This window comes from Pseudomonas sp. RAC1, from assembly GCF_030658255.1.
Lineage (GTDB): Bacteria > Pseudomonadota > Gammaproteobacteria > Pseudomonadales > Pseudomonadaceae > Aquipseudomonas > Aquipseudomonas boreofloridensis.
Genome location: NZ_JAUTXS020000038.1, coordinates 415,616 through 436,368 on the forward strand (window position 1 = coordinate 415,616; position 20,753 = coordinate 436,368).

General features: G+C 61.0%; 19 protein-coding genes. 15 read left to right on the top strand and 4 right to left on the bottom strand.

Annotated features, from left to right (window positions below; genetic code table 11):
* The first annotated feature begins 116 nt into the window (after positions 1-116).
* Complete coding sequence (locus Q7C30_RS19215; protein ID WP_317872420.1) at positions 117-1,928, top strand: ABC transporter ATP-binding protein/permease; 1,812 nt, start codon at positions 117-119, stop codon at positions 1,926-1,928.
* Positions 1,929-2,015: 87 nt separating this feature from the next.
* Here Q7C30_RS19215 and Q7C30_RS19220 read toward each other — a convergent pair whose 3' ends face one another.
* Positions 2,016-3,680 carry an electron transfer flavoprotein-ubiquinone oxidoreductase gene (locus Q7C30_RS19220; RefSeq protein ID WP_039578690.1) on the bottom strand — a complete coding sequence of 555 codons (1,665 nt, stop codon included), beginning with the start codon at positions 3,678-3,680 and terminating at the stop codon, positions 2,016-2,018.
* A 544-nt stretch (positions 3,681-4,224) separates the two neighbouring features.
* Between Q7C30_RS19220 and Q7C30_RS19225 the strand changes: the two genes are divergently transcribed.
* The 9 genes from Q7C30_RS19225 (at position 4,225) to Q7C30_RS19265 (ending at position 11,161) form a co-directional block, all read left to right on the top strand.
* Entirely contained in the window at positions 4,225-4,974 is a 750-nt protein-coding gene (locus tag Q7C30_RS19225) for an electron transfer flavoprotein subunit beta/FixA family protein (RefSeq protein ID WP_116888555.1), read from the top strand.
* A 1-nt stretch (position 4,975) separates the two neighbouring features.
* Entirely contained in the window at positions 4,976-5,905 is a 930-nt protein-coding gene (locus Q7C30_RS19230; protein ID WP_295485105.1) for an FAD-binding protein, read from the top strand.
* A gap of 94 nt (positions 5,906-5,999) precedes the next feature.
* Positions 6,000-6,821: a transporter substrate-binding domain-containing protein gene (locus tag Q7C30_RS19235; protein WP_295485107.1), complete on the top strand. Its 822-nt coding sequence runs from the start codon at positions 6,000-6,002 to the stop codon at positions 6,819-6,821.
* Between the two features lie 9 nt (positions 6,822-6,830).
* Positions 6,831-7,184, top strand: coding sequence for a DUF4398 domain-containing protein (locus Q7C30_RS19240; RefSeq protein WP_029612056.1), 354 nt, complete (start codon positions 6,831-6,833; stop codon positions 7,182-7,184).
* Positions 7,181-7,993 (top strand): OmpA family protein, encoded by an 813-nt coding sequence (locus tag Q7C30_RS19245; RefSeq protein ID WP_317872421.1) that lies wholly within the window; start codon positions 7,181-7,183, stop codon positions 7,991-7,993. The genes Q7C30_RS19240 and Q7C30_RS19245 overlap by 4 nt, the downstream gene beginning before the upstream one ends.
* Positions 7,994-8,150: 157 nt before the next feature.
* Entirely contained in the window at positions 8,151-9,593 is a 1,443-nt protein-coding gene (locus tag Q7C30_RS19250; RefSeq protein WP_039578677.1) for a PLP-dependent aminotransferase family protein, read from the top strand.
* A gap of 60 nt (positions 9,594-9,653) precedes the next feature.
* Positions 9,654-10,163 carry a hypothetical protein gene (locus Q7C30_RS19255; protein WP_317872569.1) on the top strand — a complete coding sequence of 170 codons (510 nt, stop codon included), beginning with the start codon at positions 9,654-9,656 and terminating at the stop codon, positions 10,161-10,163.
* A gap of 106 nt (positions 10,164-10,269) precedes the next feature.
* Positions 10,270-10,524 carry a YkgJ family cysteine cluster protein gene (locus Q7C30_RS19260; protein ID WP_029612058.1) on the top strand — a complete coding sequence of 85 codons (255 nt, stop codon included), beginning with the start codon at positions 10,270-10,272 and terminating at the stop codon, positions 10,522-10,524.
* 31 nt (positions 10,525-10,555) lie between these two features.
* On the top strand, positions 10,556-11,161 hold the full coding sequence (locus Q7C30_RS19265) for an START domain-containing protein (RefSeq protein WP_295485125.1): 606 nt from the start codon (positions 10,556-10,558) through the stop codon (positions 11,159-11,161).
* A gap of 54 nt (positions 11,162-11,215) precedes the next feature.
* Here the strand turns inward: Q7C30_RS19265 and Q7C30_RS19270 are convergent, their stop codons facing one another.
* The 3 genes from Q7C30_RS19270 to gltA form a co-directional block, all read right to left on the bottom strand.
* Positions 11,216-11,827, bottom strand: coding sequence for a hypothetical protein (locus Q7C30_RS19270; RefSeq protein ID WP_317872422.1), 612 nt, complete (start codon positions 11,825-11,827; stop codon positions 11,216-11,218).
* A gap of 20 nt (positions 11,828-11,847) precedes the next feature.
* A complete protein-coding gene (locus Q7C30_RS19275) occupies positions 11,848-12,594 on the bottom strand; it encodes a hypothetical protein (RefSeq protein WP_317872423.1) in 747 nt (248 codons plus the stop codon).
* A gap of 172 nt (positions 12,595-12,766) precedes the next feature.
* Positions 12,767-14,056, bottom strand: a complete 1,290-nt coding sequence (gene gltA, locus Q7C30_RS19280) for a citrate synthase (RefSeq protein WP_029612062.1) — start codon at positions 14,054-14,056, stop codon at positions 12,767-12,769.
* A 351-nt stretch (positions 14,057-14,407) separates the two neighbouring features.
* Here gltA and sdhC point away from each other — a divergent pair, with 351 nt between their 5' ends.
* The 5 genes from sdhC (at position 14,408) to Q7C30_RS19305 (ending at position 20,721) form a co-directional block, all read left to right on the top strand.
* Positions 14,408-14,794 carry a succinate dehydrogenase, cytochrome b556 subunit gene (gene sdhC / locus Q7C30_RS19285; protein ID WP_116888551.1) on the top strand — a complete coding sequence of 129 codons (387 nt, stop codon included), beginning with the start codon at positions 14,408-14,410 and terminating at the stop codon, positions 14,792-14,794.
* Positions 14,788-15,156, top strand: coding sequence for a succinate dehydrogenase, hydrophobic membrane anchor protein (gene sdhD, locus Q7C30_RS19290; RefSeq protein ID WP_039578662.1), 369 nt, complete (start codon positions 14,788-14,790; stop codon positions 15,154-15,156). The genes sdhC and sdhD overlap by 7 nt, the downstream gene beginning before the upstream one ends.
* Positions 15,157-15,159: 3 nt before the next feature.
* Positions 15,160-16,932, top strand: coding sequence for a succinate dehydrogenase flavoprotein subunit (gene sdhA, locus Q7C30_RS19295; RefSeq protein ID WP_317872424.1), 1,773 nt, complete (start codon positions 15,160-15,162; stop codon positions 16,930-16,932).
* Positions 16,933-16,943: 11 nt separating this feature from the next.
* Positions 16,944-17,648 (top strand): succinate dehydrogenase iron-sulfur subunit, encoded by a 705-nt coding sequence (locus Q7C30_RS19300; protein ID WP_029612065.1) that lies wholly within the window; start codon positions 16,944-16,946, stop codon positions 17,646-17,648.
* A 241-nt stretch (positions 17,649-17,889) separates the two neighbouring features.
* On the top strand, positions 17,890-20,721 hold the full coding sequence (locus Q7C30_RS19305) for a 2-oxoglutarate dehydrogenase E1 component (protein WP_317872425.1): 2,832 nt from the start codon (positions 17,890-17,892) through the stop codon (positions 20,719-20,721).
* Positions 20,722-20,753: the final 32 nt, after the last annotated feature.

Consider the following 20,753-nt stretch of genomic DNA (forward strand, 5'->3'; position numbering starts at 1 on the left):
TACAGAGCCGCCCTGATCGCTGACAGGGCGGCTCCCCTCGAACATGAAACCTCCGTCATCTTCCCTCGGCGCGCCCGGTGCTAGGCTCGGGTAAATTCTCGCCGCGGACTTTTCCTATGGACATGAACTGGCACCAGGCCCTGCAACAGAGCCTGAGCTGGCTGGCATTCGCCTTTTCGATCACTGTCGTCGCGTTCATTGGCGCCGCTGTGCTGGCGGTGCGTTTTACCCGCTGGGGCCAGCAGTTCTGGCAATTGGCGGGTGCTTACTTCAATTTCAGGCGCAGTTGGCGGCCATTGTCGATGTTCGCGCTGTTGCTGTTGCTGACGCTGTTTGCGGTGCGCATGAACGTGCTGTTCTCGTTCTGGTACAACGGCTTCTACGACGCTTTGCAGAGCCTGGATCAGAGCGCCTTCTGGTACTTGCTGGGCGTATTCGCCGTGCTGGCGAGCATTCATGTGGCACGCGCGCTGTTCAGCTACTACGTCACGCAATCGTTCAACATCCACTGGCGCGTCTGGCTGACCGAACGCCTGACGGCCGACTGGATGCAGGGGGATGCCTACTATCGTGGGCAGTTCCTCGAGCAATCCGTGGATAACCCGGACCAGCGTATCGAGCTGGACATCAGTGCCTTCGTATCCGGCTCGGTGTCGCTGGCGCTGGGGGCGGTCGGCGCGCTGGTATCCCTGGTGGCGTTCACCAGCATTCTCTGGGGGCTGTCGGCACCGCTTGCGGTCGCGGGTGTCGAGGTGCCGCGGGCGATGGTGTTCGCGGTCTACCTCTATGTGCTGATTGCCACCTGGATCGCCTTCCGTCTTGGCCAGCCATTGATCCGGCTGAACTTTCTCAACGAGAAACTCACGGCGAACTTTCGTTATGCACTGATGCGCCTGCGTGAAAACGCCGAGAACGTGGCCTTTTATCAAGGTGCCCAGGTCGAGCGCGGAACCCTGCTGGGTCGCTTCTTCGCACTCATCGGCAATGTCTGGGCCTTGGTCTGGCGGACGCTGAAGTTCAATGGTTTCAACCTCGGCGTCGGGCAAGTGGCGGTGGTGTTTCCGTTCATCCTCCAGGCCCCACGTTTCTTCAGTGGGGCCATCAAGCTCGGCGATGTGATGCAGACCGCGCAGGCGTTCGGACAGGTCCAGGATTCGCTGTCGTTCTTCCGTGAGTCCTACGATACCTTTGCCAGCTACCGCGCCACCCTGGACCGTCTCACCGGCTTCGTCGATGCCAACCGCCAGGCCGTAGCGTTGCCGCAACTCACGACTCGCGAGTTGTCGCGTGCGTTGGCCATCGAAGGGTTGCAGGTGTGTCGCCCTGATGGGCAGCGCTTGATCGCCGACCTTGACCTGCACCTGCAGGCTGGACAGGCGCTGCTGATCAAGGGCCCATCGGGCAGCGGCAAGACCACGCTGCTGCGAGCGCTGGCTGGCCTCTGGCCCTATGCCGAAGGTCAGGTCGGACGGCCGCTTGGGCACTTGGCACTGTTCTTGTCGCAGCGACCGTATCTGCCGCTCGGCGATCTGCGCGCTGCCATCGCCTATCCAGCGCCCTCGAGCCCGGAGCAGGACGCGAAAATGCAGCAGGTGCTGCGTCATGTGAGCCTGGCGCATCTGGCCGAGCGGCTGGAGGAAAGCCGAGAGTGGTCGCGCATTCTGTCGATCGGTGAGCAGCAACGTCTGGCCTTCGCGCGGGTGTTGTTCAATCAGCCGCACGTGGTGTTTCTCGATGAGTCCACCTCGGCGATGGACGAGGGGCTCGAACATGCCCTGTACTCGATGCTGCGTCGCGAGATGCCGGAAACACTGCTGGTCAGCGTCGGTCACCGCAGTACCTTGGCGAGCTTTCACAGCCACCGTCTGGAGCTGGATGGGCGGGGTGGTTGGGCGATGGTCGAGCAGGAAGCGGTCGTACTGTCCTGAATGTCGGTCTGTTGCGCAAGACTTTTCAGCGCTCCAAGTAAAAGCCCCCAGACATCGCTGTCTGGGGGCTTTTGCTTGGAGGCGAATTTACATGTTGGGGTAGTTCGGCCCGCCAGCACCTTCGGGGGTGACCCAGGTGATGTTCTGTGACGGATCCTTGATGTCGCAAGTCTTGCAGTGCACGCAGTTCTGCGCGTTGATCTGGAAGCGCTTGCTGCCGTCTTCCTGGGTGACCACCTCGTACACGCCTGCCGGGCAATAGCGCTGGGCGGGCTCGTCGTACAGTGGCAGGTTGGTGGCGATCGGCACATTTGGATCGGTGAGTTTCAGGTGGCAGGGTTGTTCCTCTTCATGGTTGGTGCTGGAGAGGAAGACCGAGCTGAGTTTGTCGAAGCTGAGTTTGCCGTCGGGTTTCGGATAGTCGATGCGGGTGGAGTCGGCCGCAAGTTTCATGCAAGCGTAGTCCGGCTTGGTATCGCGCAAGGTGAACGGCAGCTTGCCAGCGAACCAGTTCTGATCGATGTAGTTGAACGCCGCGCCGAACAGCGGGCCGAACTTGTGCATGGCCGGGCCGAAGTTACGGCTGGCGTACAGTTCCTCATACAGCCAGCTGGCCTTGAACGTCTCGACATAGCGATCGAGGGTGTCGCCGCCTTCGCGGCCGGCCAGCAGGGCTTCGGCCACCGCGTCGGCGGCGAGCATGCCGGACTTCATCGCGGTGTGGCTGCCCTTGATCTTGGCGAAGTTCAGCGTGCCAAGGTCGCAGCCGATCAGCGCACCGCCGTTGAACACCATCTTGGGCAGCGAGTTCAGGCCGCCTTTGCAGATGGCGCGCGCGCCGTAGCTGATGCGTTTGCCGCCTTCGAGGTATTGGCTGATCACCGGATGGTGTTTCAGGCGCTGGAATTCGTCGAACGGCGACAGGTAGGGGTTGGCGTAGGAGAGGTCGACGATCAGCCCGACCACCACCTGGTTGTTCTCCAGGTGATAGAGGAAAGAGCCGCCGGTGTTTTCGGCGCTGACCACGTCCAGCGGCCAGCCGGCAGTGTGCACCACCAGCCCCTGCTCGTGCTTGCTCGGGTCGATCTCCCAGATTTCCTTGATGCCGATGCCGTAGTGCTGCACATCGGCTTCGCTGTCCAGGTTGAAACGCTTGATCAGTTGCTTGCCGATGTGTCCGCGGCAGCCCTCGGCGAACAGGGTGTACTTGGCGCGCAGTTCCATGCCCGGCGTATACAGGCCTTCCTTGGGGTTGCCCTCACGGTCCACGCCCAGATCGCCCGTGACGATGCCGCGCACCACACCGGCGTCGTCGAACAGCGCTTCCTGGGCGGCGAAGCCTGGATAGATTTCCACGCCGAGGTTTTCGGCCTGTTGCGCCAGCCAGCGGCACAGGTTGCCCAGCGAGATGATGTAGTTGCCCTGGTTGTGCATGGTCTTGGGCACGAACAGGTCGGGCACCTTGACCGAGCTGCCCGCGTCTTTGAGCACATAGATGTCGTCGCGTTTGACTTCGGTGTTCAGCGGCGCGCCGAGGGCTTTCCAGTCGGGGAACAACTCATTCAGCGCGCGGGGCTCGAACACCGCGCCAGAGAGGATGTGGGCGCCCACTTCGGAGCCTTTCTCGACCACGCAGACGCTGATCTCGTTACCGGCTTCGGCGGCCTTCTGCTTCAGGCGGCAGGCGGCGGACAGGCCCGCCGGACCTGCGCCGACGATGACCACGTCGAATTCCATGTATTCGCGTTCCACAGGTTCTCTCCTACTCAAGGCTCGTCGCGTTTGCTTTGTCTTATGGGTGTCTCGAATGCCCGCTCACGGTGGGGGCAGCGGTAGCCGTGCCAGAGGCGGACTACACCGTATTGTCTTGGCCGCGCATTATATCTACACCACTTGGCGGGTCCAATACAAACGTTTGTTTGAATATGCCGCAGCCCAGTAAAATCACAGGTGTGCGGCTGGAGGCTGGCCGATTTGCCGTATTGACCCGATTGGGTGTTACGGTCAAGATACGAGCGGTTTTACGCTCGCCGTAGGCTGATCGTCGGGCGCAGGTGCACCTCTAAAAGCCAGGCGTGGAGCAGGGTTTTCCGGCCAAAACCCGTCGTGTAGTGAAGTCTACACGGCACGACAGGAAATGACCCGAGGGTTTTGCCTTCCGGGTCGCCACGAGACTCAGCAGTCACGGCAAATTTCCTCGCCCTCGGAACGTTTTCAGAGGTGTCCTTGTACCCACGCGCATTCGCCGGGCACGCCCCAGGCGACATTCTTTTCACCGGAGAGTAACGAGGAATCCATGAAGGTTCTTGTAGCTGTCAAACGAGTGGTCGACTACAACGTCAAGGTTCGCGTCAAAGCGGACAACTCCGGCGTCGACCTTGCAAACGTCAAGATGTCCATGAACCCCTTCTGCGAAATCGCCGTTGAAGAAGCCGTGCGTCTGAAAGAGAAGGGCGTAGCGACCGAGATCGTCGCCGTCGCCGTCGGGCCGACCGCCGCCCAGGAGCAACTGCGTACTGCCCTGGCCCTGGGCGCTGATCGCGCCATCCTGGTCGAGACCGGCGAAGAGCTCAACTCTCTGGCCGTTGCCAAGGCGCTCAAGGCCATCGTCGACAAGGAACAGCCGCAACTGGTCATCCTTGGCAAACAGGCAATCGACAGCGACAACAATCAGACCGGTCAGATGCTCGCTGCGCTGACGGGCTACGCCCAGGGCACCTTCGCCTCCAAGGTCGAAGTGGCTGGCGACAAGCTCAACGTCACCCGCGAGATCGATGGCGGTCTGCAGACCGTCGCGCTGGCGCTCCCGGCGATCGTCACCACCGACCTGCGTCTGAATGAGCCACGCTACGCGTCGCTGCCCAATATCATGAAGGCCAAGAAGAAGCCGCTGGAGACCGTCACGCCGGACGCGCTGGGCGTATCCACTGCCTCCACCACCAAGACCATCAAGGTCGAAGCCCCGGCTGCCCGCAGTGCAGGCGTCAAGGTCAAGTCGGTGGCCGAACTGGTCGAGAAGCTGAAGAACGAAGCGAAGGTAATCTGAAATGACTATCCTGGTTGTCGCTGAACACGAAAACGCCGCACTGGCGCCTGCCACCCTGAACACGGTCGCTGCTGCGGCCAAGATCGGTGGCGATGTGCACGTGCTGGTCGCAGGTCAGAATGTGGCCGGCATTGCCGAAGCTGCTGCCAAGATCGCTGGCGTGGCCAAGGTCCTGGTGGCCGACAATGCCGCCTACGCCCACGCCTTGCCAGAAAACGTCGCGCCCCTGATCCAGGAACTGGCCAGCGGCTACACCCACGTGCTGGCCCCGGCCACCACCAATGGCAAGAACATCCTGCCGCGCGTCGCTGCACTGCTGGACGTCGACCAGATCTCCGAGATCATCGCGGTCGAGTCCGCCGATACCTTCAAGCGCCCGATCTACGCGGGTAACGCCATCGCCACCGTGCAATCGAGCGCTGCGGTCAAGGTCATCACCGTGCGCACCACCGGCTTCGATGCCGTGGCCGCAGAAGGTGGTTCGGCGGCTGTGGAGGCGGTCGCGGCCGCTCACGATGCAGGCAAGTCGTCGTTCGTGGGCGAGGAGTTGGCCAAATCCGACCGTCCGGAGCTGACTGCCGCCAAGATCGTCGTCTCCGGCGGTCGTGGCATGGGCAATGGTGACAACTTCAAGCATCTGTATACCCTGGCCGACAAGCTCGGTGCCGCGGTCGGCGCGTCGCGCGCTGCAGTGGATGCGGGCTTTGTGCCCAACGACATGCAGGTCGGTCAGACCGGCAAGATCGTCGCACCGCAGTTGTACATCGCCGTCGGTATCTCCGGCGCGATCCAGCACCTGGCGGGGATGAAAGACTCCAAGGTGATCGTCGCCATCAACAAGGACGAGGAGGCACCGATCTTCCAAGTGGCCGACTACGGTCTGGTCGCCGACCTCTTCGAGGCGGTGCCGGAGCTGGAAAAGCTGGTCTGATCCAGACGCTTCACTTATAAAGAAGCCCGGCCCTCGCCTTGAGGGTCGGGCTTTTTTCATGGTGGGTCCGTGCGGTGTGGTCAAGGAGAGGGCAATGAAGTTGGGCAAATCCGGCCGCTGGCTGATGTGCATGATGGCCGTGACGGCTTCGCAGGCGATGGCGGCTGGCAAATGCGAGAAGCTGGTGGCGACCGGTAGCCCGGACGCGCCGCCTTACTCCTGGCAAGACCCGAAAGACCCCAGGCATTTGATCGGCGCCAACGTCGACCTGTTGCGCCAGGTGGCAGGCGAGCTTGGCGTGAAGGTCGAAGTACTGAGCGCCGGACGCCGGGATCAGGCGCTCGAAGAGGTTCGCAGCGGGCGCATGGACGTGCTGCTGGATACGCCCATGCAGGTCGCTCAGCTGACCGCACTGGACTACATTCATCCGCCACTGCAACTCAACGAATACCTGGTCTGGACCCGTCATGACGCAACCGTGACGCTGGACGGCCCAGCTGACCTTGCCCGCTACCAGGGTAGCGTGTCGGAGAAGGCTCGGCTGACCCCGGCCTTCGAGGCCTTCGCCAAGGCTCAGCTCAAGCTGGTGCCCTCGCAGAACCTGACTCAAGCCTTGCAGAAGCTGGTGTTGGGCCAAGTGGATTACGTGCTGGCCGGGCGCTATTCGGGCATGGCCATGATCCAGAGTCTGGGGTTGGGCAGTGACCTCATCGCTCGGGACCTGGTGGTGGACCGGCCTGGGCTGTACTTGGCCGTGTCCCACAACTCGGCCTGCAATGACGCCTGGTTGCGTGGGCAATTGGCGAAAAAGCTGACAGAATTGCCGGTCTCTGGTGCCTCCGAGGCGGTGCTGCAACAGAACGTGGAGCGCTGGAAGGCGCAGATGCAGATGACCGCTGACGCCCCCAAACAGTAGGAAGATTGCGTGAGAACCCAACCCCTGATCCTGGCCCTGGCCGTCGTCGGCCTCGCCGGTTGTGCCAATGACCCGGCCCCCAATGAGCAGATGCGCCTGTCCGAACAAGCCCTTGAGCAGGCCAGGGCGGTTGGCGCTACCGACCAGGTCGACACCTTCAAGCTGGCGGAAGACAAGCTGGCGCGGGCCAGATCCAACATGACCAGCCAGGACTTTCGCGACGCTCGCATGCGCGCCGAACAGGCCGAGCTGGATGCGCGCCTGGCCGAAGCCCAGGTGCTGACGGAAAAGAGCGCCGAGCAATTGAAGGTGGTTGACGCGCGCGTCAAGCGCCTGCGCAAACAACTGGAGGTGCAGCCATGAATGGCAACCTCAAGCCTTTTGCCACCTTGGTATTACTGGCGTTTGTCGGCCTCCAGGGCTGCGCGAGCCAGCGCAGTGAGTCCGCGTTGGTCGATGCGTCCACCGCCTTGCAGAAGGTCAAGGATGACTCCGATGTACTGCGCAGTGCGCCGCGCGATGTGATTCGCGCCGGTGAATCGCTGGCGCGGGCCGAGCGCCTGGCAGGTTATGTGGGCACCGGCAGTGACGTGCGCCATTACGCTTATCTCAGCCAGCGCTACAGCGAGATCGCCCGCGAGCATGCCAACCTGGCGCTGAATCAGGAGCGTCTGGCCAAACTCGATTTGGAGCGTCAGCGTCTGCAACTGGCGTTGCGCGAGGCGAAACTGGACAGTGTTCAGCAGCAGGGTAAATGGGTCGAATCGCAGATCGCCGCACTGGCCTCCGAGCAGGGCGAGCGCGGTCTGGTCATGACCCTGTCGGACGTGCTGTTCGACACCGGCGAAGCGCAGTTGAAGAGTTCGGCCAGCCGCACCGTGCTCAAGCTGGTGCAGTTCCTCCAGCTCAACCCGCGACGCGTGGTGCGCATCGAGGGTTATACCGACAGCACCGGAACGCCGGAAGACAACCTGAAGCTGTCGCGCGATCGCGCCCAGTCGGTGGCGGACATGCTGGTTGACCTGGGCATCGATGAGAAGCGCATCGAGGTCCAGGGCTATGGCGATCAATATCCGGTCGAGGTCAATGCGTCGGAGCGGGGCAGGGCGCAGAATCGCCGGGTCGAGATTGTCTTTTCCGACGACAAGGGCAGGCTTGCACCGCCACGCTGAGGCGGTTGACGCGGCGATGGGTTGTTTTGGCTATCACGCAACTGTAACGGCGACTATCCTCTGATCTGTCCCAGTACACTTTGCAACTGTTCCGGTATTCTGTCTGGACTGTGAGTGGCACAAAAACAACGAATCTGTCCGCGTCTCGAGAATCACCATGACCAATCTGCTGTTGTACCAGCGCATCGCCCAGCAACTGGCCGAGGACATCCGTCGCGGTGTCTACCAGCCAGGTGAGCGAGTGCCGTCGGTGCGCAAGATGAGCGCACAGCTCAACGTCAGTCACGCCACGGTGTTGCAGGCCTATGCCAATCTCGAGGACCAAGGGCTGATTCGCGCCCGGCCGCAGTCCGGCTATTACGTCCACCAGACGCCCGCCTTGACTGCGCCGACCCCCGACATCGCGCGGGTCGAGCGTCCAGGGCTGGTCACGCGGGCCAGTATCATCCAGCAGGTGTTGACCGAAGCGCGCCGCGACGGCGTGTTTCCCTTCGGCGCAGCGGTTCCTCACGTGGACTACCTGCCCGTGCGCGCACTGCATCAGCAGATCGCCAAGGTCACTCGCTTCCACAGCCCGCGCGCCTTCAGCTATATGTTCAGCCCAGGGTTCGAGCCGCTGCGTCGGCAGATCGCCATCCGTATGCGCGATGCCGGGGTGCTGGTCGACCCGCGCGAGGTCATCGTCACCCATGGCTGCGTGGATGCGCTGCAGATGTCGCTGCGCGTATTGACCCGTCCCGGCGACCTGATCGCTGCTGAATCGCCGACCTATTACGGCCTGCTGCAATTGGCTGACCTGCTGGGTCTGAAGGTCATCGAGATCCCCAGTGACCCGTCCACCGGCATCAGTCTGGAGGCCTTGCAACTGGCCGCCAACCAGTGGTCGATCAAGGCGCTGGTGCTCACGCCACGCCTGAGCAACCCGCTGGGCGGCACCATGCCCGAGGAGCGTCAAAAGCAGTTGTTGCGCCTGGCTTCGGACTTCGATATTCAGATCGTCGAAGACGATATCTATGGTGAGCTGATGTTCGAACAGGGCCGGACCAAGGCCCTCAAGGCCTTTGACCGACTGGATCGGGTGATCTACTGCTCGAGCTTTTCCAAGACGCTATCGCCCGGTGTGCGCGTCGGCTGGATGATTCCGGGACGCTATCAGGATGAAATCCAGCGACTGCAGACCTTCACCACCCATTCGGCCTGCAGTGTCACGCAGATGGGCGTGGCGGCCTACCTGGAAAATGGTGGTTACGACCGCCACCTACGCTTCATCCGCCAGGAATACCGCAAGAACCTCAGCGCCTATCAGTTGGCGGTACAGCAGCATTTCCCCGAGGGCACACAGATGACTCGGCCCACGGGCGGATTCATTCTGTGGGTCAGTCTTCCGGGGCGGGTCAATACCCAGGAGCTGCATGTGCGGGCGCTGGAGCAGGGCATCAGCATCGCGCCCGGGCTCATCTTCAGCAACACCGAGCAGTTCAACCACTGCATTCGCTTGAACTGCGGGATTCCCTGGAACAGGGAAGCCGAGCGTGCAGTCATGACGTTGGGGCTGTTGGCCCAGCAGTTGTGTCGAGAATCGTCTATGGCCATTTTCTAGCTTGTCATATGCGCGTTTAACGGGGAGCATAGGCATTTTGATGCCATGCCTTCGATCGCTATGAATGCCTTCCGTCTTTCTGCACTGCTGTTGTGTCTAGCGTGCCCCTTGTTGCCCGGCACTGCGGTGCATGCTGCGCAGGCGCCAGCTGCGAGTGAGGCCGCGTCGGCTAAGACGGGTGGTGCCGCTGCCAAGCCTGCAGTCAAGCAGGCTGCCAAGCCGGTCGCGAAGAAGCCGGCGAAGACGCCGAGCAAATCGGCAGCCAAGGCCAAGCGCAAGGCGGCCAAGAGCAAGTCCGTCGGTAAGGCTGCCACCCAGCCGCTGCCCAATCCTAAGCTCGACCTCAGTTTGCCGAGCGATATGGTGAGAAATCTCAAGCCGGCTGTAGGTGCCACGCCTGCACCCCGAAAGACGTTGTTGCCGGCCATGTTCCCCGACAAGTCTGCCGGTGATGACAGCCCGTTCCAGCTCAATGGCAGGCTGATCAGTAATGAGATGCAGCTTCAGTTGCGTAACGACAGCCGTCGTGACGTGGAGGGCGCTGCCATCGAATTCGAATTCCGTAACTGACTGTCGAGTCACGGCGGATTTCATCGAGTCGGCAATTTCAAACGTATGTTTGAGCGGTTAGTATCCAGGGATGTCCGTCCCGTTCTGCTCCAGGAGTGCAGTTGTCATGAAATGCCGTGAGGGCTGCGGTGCTTGCTGCATCGCCCCGTCCATCAGTTCGTCGATACCCGGAATGCCGCATGGCAAGCCGGCAGGCGAGCGCTGCTTGCATTTGTCCTTGGATAACCTCTGTGCTTTGTTTGGCAAGCCCGAGCGGCCGAAAGTCTGTGCCGGATTCAAGGCTGAGGTGGACATCTGTGGGAGTGATCGCGACGAGGCGATCAGGATCATCGGCTGGCTGGAGCGAATGACGGCGGCGTGACATTGGGCTCTTCGACAAAAGGAACAAGATGATGAGATCGATCAAGCGCGTTGTTTTGCTGTGTGGCATGGGCGTTCTCCTGGCGCCGGTAGCCTGGGCGGAGAACTGGCAAGTGGCCAAGGACGAGGAGGGCATTCAGGTGTCCCTCAGCGAAGTGGCTGGCTCGAAGTACAAGGCCTATCGTGGGGTCACCGTCATCAAGGCGCCATTGGCCAAGATCAAGGCGCTGCAGGAGGATGTGGCGAGCTCTTGCGCGTGGGTGCATGAATGCAAGTCACAAAAGCTGCTCAAGCATGAGGGCGACCAGAGCTGGACCTATACGCAGTTCAATACGCCGTGGCCGGTGACGCCGCGTGACTCGATCCTTCATGTGACCACCGTGCAGGAAGCGGACGGCAGCCTGATGCGCAAACTCGAAGGTGAGCCCAAGTACCTGCCTGAAGAGAAGGGCTTCGTGCGAGTCGCCCAGGTGGAGGGCTTCTGGAAGCTGGTGCCCAAGGGTGACAGTACCGAGGTGACCTATCAGGTGCACACGGAGCCGGGCGGCAGCGTGCCGTCATGGTTGGCCAACAAGTTCGTGGTCGAGGCGCCGTTCAATACGCTCAAGGCGTTGCGCGAGCGGGCTGAAGCGCGCTGATCGAAGAGAAATCCGCCCCATCGCGTGGGGCGGACGTTCCGTTAGGCATGTGGTTTACAGCAATTGAATCTCCTTCAGTCGCTGAGCGCCCAAGGCTTTTACGACTTTCATCCTGACGTCGGCATAGTCGGCCGTCTGGCTGAAGCTTGCTTCGTTCAATTTGGCGACTACAGGGGCCTGTGGCGACGCATAGTGCTGCTGGTTGATCCAGTCATACTCAGGTGATGGTGCGCAGTTGAAGAGTAGGCTCATCAGGTTAAAGCGGTCCCGCGCGGTGATCCGAACGATCGCCAGCTTCACTTGAAACAGGCCGCCGCGCTGTCGCGTGGTGTAGGCATGCATCGTCTGTCTCGCCTCTGTTGATAGGCTGTCCAATACGTCTGCACTGGCGGCGTGGTCTATCAACGACTTGACGCTGAAGGTATCGGTGAGTGTCTTGGCCTTGTGAAAAGACGAGATGAGTCCCCAGTGAAGGTTGTTCAGGCTTGTCAGGCACGTCGTCGCCCATTCGCTGGCGGCCTCGAGCGCGTCATGTTGCCGGCTGGCGTAGAGTTGTGCCAGTAAGAGGCTGTCCAGTATGTCCTGTCGGTCCATGGCGGTGATCGAGCAGGGTACGGACACAATCGCCTCGGCTACTCGATAGAGATCGCTTGGGTGGTCGTCCATGATGTCTTCCTGTCAAACCATCAGAAATTCAGCGAGTCGAAGAATTTGTCCGTGCTACCACCGAGCTTTTGCTTGATCTTGCTTTCGACGTCTTTGTAGAACGAGTAATTGAGTGTCCACTCATTGGCGCAGTGATTGAGGCTGACCTGGCTCAAGGTCCAGCTCCAGAACCAGAAGCCCCCGCTATCCTTGCTGTGTTCAAACACCATCGCGTGGTTGTACATGACCACATCGTCACCCTTCTGCAGGGTGGGCAAGATGTCGAAGGCGCCGGATGCACCTGAGCTGGAAGACGTCTGCAGCTTGCTCAACACTTCGCCGTCGCCCTTCAGTGCATTGATGGTGGCGCTGGTCAGGTCGGCAATAATGGCGGCGTTCGGGCCGGCGGCCAGTTTGACCAGTTCAATCGCCACGTTTTCCATGGTGATTTCGAGGTTGCTATTCTTGTATTGGGTCAACTTGTTGTCGGAGCCTACCCAGCCCACATGTTTGAGCGCTTCGTTGTAGGCCTCATACCATTCCATGCGCTGTTGTATATGGTTGAATTTGCTGTCGGCTACGCGTTGCGCAAGCTGCGTCGAATACTTGACTGCTTCTTTGAAGTGCGTATCCAGGCCCGAGGTGAAGGCGATCAGTTGTGATTGAATGACGCCGGCCTTCGCGTCTGTGCCCGGTGTTGTGGGGGTATCGAGGGTGGTGGGTGCGTCACGCCGCACGCGTGGGGCGGGGAGCTGGTCGATGAAGGCTAGGCTTTTTTCGATAGTCATTAGTTTGTCCTGCTGAGGCTGTGTGAGTTCGCACGTTCTGACGTGCGCTCGGATCGTCTCGTGTCCGCTGGCGACACATCAGCAGGAAGGGTTTCGTTGGATTGGGTCGTTCAGTAGAAACGAAAAGCCCCGGCAAGTTGCCGGGGCTTTTCGTTCGACGCGCAGTGATCGTTTACTTGCGATCTTTCAGTGCGGTCAGGTCACGCTGCGGTTCGCCGGTATACAGCTGGCGAGGGCGCCCGATCTTGTACGGGCCGGACAGCATTTCTTTCCAGTGCGAGATCCAGCCTACGGTGCGGGCCAGGGCGAAGATCACGGTGAACATGCTGGTTGGAATGCCGATCGCCTTGAGGATGATCCCCGAGTAGAAGTCGACGTTCGGGTACAGCGAGCGCTCGATGAAGTACGGATCGGTCAGGGCAATCTCTTCCAGGCGCATGGCCAGTTCGAGTTGCGGATCGTCTTTGATGCCCAGTTCGCGCAGCACTTCGTCGCAGGTCTGCTTCATTACGGTGGCGCGCGGGTCGCGGTTCTTGTAGACGCGGTGACCAAAGCCCATCAGCTTGAACGGATCGTTCTTGTCCTTGGCCTTGGCGATGAAGGCATCGATGTTCGAGACATCGCCAATTTCATCGAGCATGGTCAATACGGCTTCGTTCGCACCACCGTGGGCAGGGCCCCACAGCGCTGCGATGCCGGCGGCGATACAGGCGAACGGGTTGGCGCCCGAGGAGCCTGCCAGGCGCACGGTGGAGGTGGAGGCGTTCTGCTCGTGGTCGGCGTGGAGGATGAAGATCCGGTCCATCGCCTTGGCCAGCACCGGGCTGATCGGTTTGATCTCGCACGGGGTGTTGAACATCATGTGCAGGAAGTTCTCCGCGTACGACAGGTCGTTGCGCGGGTACATCATGGGCTGGCCCATGGAGTACTTGTAGACCATCGCGGCCAGGGTCGGCATCTTCGCCACCAGGCGCACGGCCGAGATCTCGCGGTGCTGGGGGTTATTGATGTCCAGCGAGTCGTGGTAGAAGGCCGATAGGGCGCCGACCACACCGCACATGACGGCCATGGGGTGCGCGTCGCGGCGGAAGCCGTTGAAGAAGGTTTTCAGCTGTTCGTGAACCATGGTGTGGTTCTTGACGTTGCTGACGAACTTGGCCTTCTGCTCGGCGTTCGGCAGTTCGCCGTTAAGCAGCAGGTAACAGGTTTCCAGGTAGTCCGACTGCTCGGCGAGCTGTTCGATGGGGTAGCCGCGGTGCAGCAGTACGCCCTTGTCGCCGTCGATGTAGGTGATCTTGGATTCGCACGAGGCGGTGGCCATGAAGCCCGGGTCGAAGGTGAAGTGACCGGATGCCCCCAACCCGCGGACGTCGATGACATCGGGACCAACGGTGCCGGTTAAAATGGGCAGCTCTACGGGGGCTGCGCCCTCGATGACCAACTGCGCTTTTTTGTCAGCCATGTGGCCTCCTATTAATGCTTGAAATCATCAGTCAGACCCCCCACGCAGGGCCCGCACCACTATAGAGGGATAAATTCAGATGTCAATTTGCCTAAAGGCTGGTTGAAACCCTCTCCAAGCCCATGATTTTCACGAAATTGCCGGCCATTTACGCCTTTTGTTCACTAAAGGCAATGCGCTATTCGGGCTAGCCCCTCACGTTGTCATAAGCAGCCTAACTGTCTATACTCGGCAGCCGACTCCCAGGGGCTTTCCAGCCCGCCCTGCTGGGTGTCGTGTTCTCTCCGGTGGTGGGTACCTGACCAGTACACTTACCAACAACTTTGCCCTGTTCCCTAGGGGCTCTTCAGTGTGAAAAAAGCCGTGAAAAGCCAACGACCTGTAAACCTAGACCTAAGGACCATCAAACTCCCGATCACAGCCTACACGTCCATTCTTCATCGTATTTCCGGCGTCATCCTGTTCCTCGGCCTTGCCATCATGCTGTACGCACTGGGCAAGTCGCTGGGTTCCGAGGAAGGCTTTGCCGAGGTGAAGGCGTGTCTGACCAGTCCGCTGGCCAAGCTGGTGACCTGGGGCCTGCTGTCCGGCCTGCTGTATCACCTCGTCGCAGGTGTTCGTCACCTGATCATGGACGTGGGTATTGGCGAGACGCTGGAAGGCGGCAAGCTGGGCTCGAAAATCGTGATCGTCATCTCTGTGGTGCTGATCGTTCTGGCGGGAGTTTGGGTATGGTAACCAATGTCACGAACCTGTCGCGTTCGGGCCTCTATGACTGGATGGCGCAGCGCGTTTCTGCGGTCGTTCTCGCGGCTTATTTCATTTTCCTGATCGGCTACCTGGCCGTGCACCCTGGGCTCGACTACGCCCAGTGGCACGCACTGTTCTCCAACAACGCGATGCGAATCTTCAGCCTGCTGGCGCTTGTCGCGCTGGGCGCTCACGCCTGGGTCGGCATGTGGACTATTGCCACTGACTACCTGACACCGATGTCTTTCGGCAAATCGGCGACGGCGATTCGTTTCCTGTTCCAGGCGGTATGCGGCGTTGCGATGTTCGCTTACTTCGTCTGGGGTGTGCAGATTCTCTGGGGTATCTGATTCATGGCTAACATTCCAACCATTTCCTTCGACGCCATCATCATCGGTGGCGGCGGTGCTGGTATGCGCGCTGCGCTGCAGCTGGCTCAAGGCGGCCACAAGACTGCCGTGGTCACCAAGGTCTTCCCGACCCGTTCGCACACCGTATCCGCCCAGGGCGGCATCACGTGCGCCATCGCTTCGGCCGACCCGAACGATGACTGGCGCTGGCATATGTACGATACCGTCAAGGGCTCCGACTACATCGGTGACCAGGACGCTATCGAATACATGTGCCAGGAAGGCCCGGCTGCGGTCTTCGAACTGGACCACATGGGCCTGCCGTTCTCGCGTACCGAAACCGGTCGTATCTACCAGCGCCCATTCGGTGGCCAGTCCAAGGACTTCGGCAAGGGTGGCCAGGCCGCGCGTACCTGCGCTGCGTCCGACCGTACCGGTCACGCCCTGCTGCACACCCTCTATCAGGGCAACCTGAAAGCCGGCACCACTTTTCTCAACGAGTACTACGCCGTTGACCTGGTCAAGAACCAGGACGGCGCGTTCGTCGGTGTGATTGCGATCTGCATCGAAACCGGCGAAACCATGTACATCAAGTCCAAGGCCACCGTACTGGCCACCGGCGGTGCTGGCCGTATCTACGCCTCCACCACCAACGCCCTGATCAATACCGGCGACGGTATCGGCATGGCGCTGCGCGCCGGCGTGCCGGTGCAGGACATCGAGATGTGGCAGTTCCACCCGACCGGCATCGCCGGCGCTGGTGTACTGGTCACCGAAGGCTGCCGCGGTGAGGGTGGTTACCTGATCAACGCCCACGGCGAGCGCTTCATGGAGCGTTACGCGCCGAACGCGAAAGACTTGGCTGGCCGCGACGTGGTCGCCCGTTCCATGGTCAAGGAAATCATCGCCGGCAATGGCGTGGGTCCGAACAAGGATCACGTCCTGCTCAAGCTCGATCACCTGGGCGAGGAAGTGCTGCACAGCCGCCTGCCAGGTATCTGCGAGCTGTCCAAGACCTTCGCCCACGTCGACCCGGTGGTCGCGCCGGTACCGGTGGTCCCGACTTGCCACTACATGATGGGCGGCGTTGCCACCAACATTCATGGCCAGGCCATCACCATGGACGCCGACGGCCAGGATCGCATCATCCCGGGTCTGTTCGCCGTGGGTGAAGTGGCATGCGTATCGGTACACGGTGCCAACCGCCTGGGCGGCAACTCGCTGCTCGACCTGGTGGTGTTCGGCCGTGCTGCCGGCCTGCACCTGGAAAAAGCCCTGAGCGATGGCGTCGAGTACCGCGATGCGAGCGACACCGATGTCGACGTGGCGCTGAACCGCCTGAACAAGCTCAACGAGCGTACCAGCGGCGAAGACGTCGCCAGCCTCAAGCGCGAACTGCAAAGCTGCATGCAGAACTACTTCGGTGTATTCCGTACTGGCGAATACATGCAGAAGGGTATCGAGCAGTTGGCCGGTCTGCGTGACCGCATCGCCAACGTCAAGATCAACGACAAGTCCCAGGCCTTCAACACCGCGCGCATCGAAGCGCTGGAGCTGCAGAACCTGCTGGAAGTCGCCGAAGCTACCGCCATCGCGGCCGAAGCCCGTAAAGAGTCGCGCGGCGCACACGCCCGTGAAGACTTCGAAGACCGTGACGACGAAAACTGGCTGTGCCACACCCTGTACTACCCGGGTGAGAAGCGCGTAGCCAAGCGTGGTGTCAACTTTGCGCCGAAGACAGTGCCTGCCTTCGAACCAAAAGTCCGGACTTACTAAGGGTGGCCGCTATGTTGAAAGTCGAAGTTTATCGTTACAACCCGGACACCGACTCGGCGCCCAAGATGGAGTCGTTCGACGTCGATACCGGCGGCAAGGACCTGATGGTGCTGGACGTGCTGGCGCTGATCAAGGAAAAGGACGAGGGCTTCTCGTACCGTCGCTCCTGCCGTGAAGGCGTGTGCGGTTCCGATGGCATGAACATGAACGGCAAGAACGGCCTGGCCTGCATCACCCCGTTGTCGGGCGTGGTCAAGGGCAACAAGCTGGTGCTGCGTCCGCTGCCGGGGCTGCCGGTCATTCGTGACCTGGTCGTCGACATGAGCATCTTCTACAAGCAGTACGAGAAGGTGAAGCCGTTCCTGCAGAACGATACGCCGGCACCGGCCATCGAGCGTCTGCAGTCGCCGGAACAGCGCGAGAAGCTGGACGGTCTGTACGAGTGCATCCTGTGCGCCTGCTGCTCGACCTCCTGCCCATCGTTCTGGTGGAACCCGGACAAGTTCCTGGGCCCCGCCGCGCTGCTGCAGGCCTACCGTTTCCTGGCCGACAGCCGTGATACCAAGACCCAGGAACGCCTGGCGTCGCTGGATGACCCGTTCAGCGTATTCCGCTGCCGCGGGATCATGAACTGCGTGAACGTCTGCCCGAAGGGTCTCAACCCGACCAAGGCGATCGGCCACGTACGTAACATGCTGCTGCAAAGCGGCACCTGATTCGAATGTTGCACCAGCAGTAAGCCGACGCGCGGGTGGTGAGCCCGCGCCGAGGTAAAACCGGAGCAAGGGCCCACAAAGCCCGCGCTCATTACCTTTGAAGATATGAGACCAGCAGGGGCTTCCGGGCTGGTACCCGGAAAATCTGCAGGATCCAGGTGGCGTGGTTGGTCGCTGTGTTCGGACTTTTCCAGGTTTTCGTGGTTCTTGTCGATCCGTCCCCTAACGAGGGTGACCAAGCATGCAAGAAAGCGTGATGCAGCGCATGTGGGAAAGCGCCCACCTTTCAGGTGGTAACGCTGCATATGTGGAAGAGCTCTACGAACTCTACCTGCACGACCCTAACGCTGTGCCAGAAGAGTGGCGCACCTACTTCCAGAAGTTGCCCGCCGACGGCAGCACCGCTACCGACGTCTCGCACTCGACGATCCGCGATCATTTCGTACTGCTGGCGAAGAACCAGCGCCGCGCTCAACCGGTATCTGCCGGGAGCGTGAGCAGCGAACACGAGAAGAAGCAGGTTGAAGTGCTGCGACTGATCCAGGCCTATCGTATGCGCGGTCATCAGGCTGCCAAGCTCGACCCCTTGGGGTTGTGGCAGCGCCCTGCGCCCGTAGACCTGTCGATCAATCACTACGGCTTGACCAATGCCGATCTTGATACGACCTTCCGTGCCGGCGACCTGTACATCGGCAAAGAGGAAGCGAGCCTACGCGAAATCGTCGATGCCTTGCAGAAGACATATTGTCGCACCATCGGCTCCGAGTTCACCCACATCGTCGATTCCGAGCAGCGCAGCTGGTTCCAGCAGCGCCTGGAAAGCGTGCGTGGTCGTCCTGACTTCTCCGTCGACGTGCAGACTCACCTGCTCGAGCGCGTCACCGCCGGTGAAGGCCTGGAGAAATACCTGGGCACCAAGTATCCGGGCACCAAGCGTTTCGGCCTGGAAGGCGGCGAGAGCCTGATTCCGATGCTGGACGAAATGATCCAGCGCTCCGGCTCCTATGGCACCAAGGAAGTCGTGATCGGCATGGCCCACCGCGGTCGTCTGAACGTGCTGGTCAATACCTTCGGCAAGAACCCGCGCGAGCTGTTCGACGAGTTCGAAGGCAAGAAGATGAACGAGCTGGGTTCCGGTGACGTGAAGTATCACCAGGGCTTCTCCAGCAACGTCATGACCAGCGGCGGCGAAGTCCACCTGGCCATGGCATTCAACCCGTCCCACCTGGAAATCGTCTCGCCGGTGGTGGAGGGCTCGGTTCGTGCCCGCCAGGACCGTCGCAACGACAGCGTCGGTGACAAGGTGCTGCCCATTTCCATCCACGGTGACGCGGCATTCGCCGGTCAGGGCGTGGTCATGGAAACCTTCCAGATGTCGCAGACCCGCGGTTTCAAGACCGGCGGCACTGTGCACATCGTGATCAACAACCAGGTCGGCTTCACCATCAGCAACCCACTGGATGCGCGTTCCACCGAGTACGCCACCGACGTTGCCAAGATGATCCAGGCGCCGATCCTGCATGTGAATGGCGACGACCCGGAAGCCGTGCTGTTCGTTACCCAGTTGGCCATCGACTATCGCATGCAGTTCAAGCGTGACGTGGTGATCGACCTGGTCTGCTACCGCCGTCGCGGTCACAACGAGGCTGACGAGCCCAACGGCACCCAGCCGCTGATGTACCAGCAGATCAGCAAGCAGCGCACCACCCGTGAGCTGTACGCCGACGCGCTGATCCAGGCTGGTCGCATCGACAGCGAGCGCGCCCAGGCCAAGATCGACGAGTACCGCAGCGCGCTGGACAACGGCCTGCACGTGGTCAAGAGCCTGGTCAAGGAGCCGAACCGCGAGTTGTTCGTCGACTGGCGTCCGTATCTGGGCCATGCCTGGACCGCGCGTCACGACACCCGCTTCGACCTCAAGACCCTGCAGGAACTGTCGGCCAAGCTGCTCGAGCTGCCGGAAGGCTTCGTCGTCCAGCGTCAGGTCGCCAAGATCTACGAAGACCGGCAGAAGATGCAGGCCGGTGGCCTGCCGATCAACTGGGGTTACGCAGAGACCATGGCCTACGCCACTCTGCAGTTCGAAGGTCACCCGATCCGCATGACCGGCCAGGACATTGGCCGTGGCACCTTCTCGCACCGTCACGCGGTGCTGCACAACCAGAAGGACGCCGGCACCTACGTACCGCTGATGAACCTGTTCCCGGGCCAGCCGCGTTTCGAACTGTACGACTCCTTCCTTTCGGAAGAGGCCGTGCTGGCGTTCGAATACGGCTACTCGACCACCACGCCGAACGCGCTGGTGATCTGGGAAGCCCAGTTCGGCGACTTCGCCAACGGTGCGCAGGTGGTGATCGACCAGTTCATCACCAGCGGCGAACATAAATGGGGCCGTCTGTGCGGTCTGACCATGCTGTTGCCGCACGGTTATGAAGGGCAGGGCCCGGAGCACTCCTCGGCACGCCTTGAGCGTTACCTGCAGTTGTGCGCTGAGCAGAACATCCAGGTCTGCGTGCCGACCACGCCAGCGCAGATCTATCACCTGCTGCGTCGTCAGGTCATCCGTCCGCTGCGCAAGCCGCTGATCGTGCTGACGCCCAAGTCGCTGTTGCGCCACAAGCTGGCTGTATCGACCCTGGAAGACCTGGCCGAAGGCTCGTTCCAGACCGTCATTCCGGAAATCGATGCGATCGAGCCGGCCAAGGTCGAGCGTCTGGTGCTGTGCAGCGGCAAGGTCTACTACGACCTGCTGGAAAAACGCCGTGCCGAAGGCCGCGAAGACATCGCCATCCTGCGTATCGAGCAGCTGTATCCGTTCCCTGAGGACGATCTGGTCGAAATCCTGGCGCAGTACACCAACCTCAAGCATGCGGTCTGGTGCCAGGAAGAGCCGATGAACCAGGGCGCCTGGTACAGCAGTCAGCACCACATGCGTCGCATCCTGGGCCGCCACGACAAGGCGCTGGTCCTCGAGTACGCCGGCCGCGACGCCTCTGCCGCGCCTGCTTGTGGCTACGCGTCCAAGAGCGCCGAGCAGCAGGAAAAACTGCTGCAAGACGCGTTCACTGTCTAACGCCTTCGCGCACCTGAAACCGAATTTAAGGA